At 29.4% G+C, this 282-nt stretch carries 1 pseudogene; it reads right to left on the minus strand.

The annotated features are described in order from the left end of the window. Positions 1-282, minus strand: a pseudogene (locus KJR01_RS10105) (methyl-accepting chemotaxis protein); the annotation flags it as partial.

Genomic DNA, 282 nt, shown 5'->3' on the forward strand with positions numbered 1-282 from the left:
CTACTCTACCTTTAGCATTTTTTATTTCATTTCTAAAGTCGTTTTGGCTATATTCATCAAATATCTTTTCAATTGAATTTGTATTAGCTCCAACTTTTTCTTCTAAAGTATCAAGCATTTTATTTAAGACATTTTTTAATTCAATTAATTGTGGATTTGCAGGATTTAGAGTAATTCTTGCTTTTAAATCTCCGCTTTCAATTGCTGCTGCTGTTTGAACGCTTTGTTCTACTGCGTTTGTATCTTGAGTAAGTGAGTTGATTGTTCTTTCAATGTTTTCAT

It is taken from the genome of Campylobacter sp. 2018MI10, from assembly GCF_018501175.1.
Lineage (GTDB): Bacteria > Campylobacterota > Campylobacteria > Campylobacterales > Campylobacteraceae > Campylobacter_E.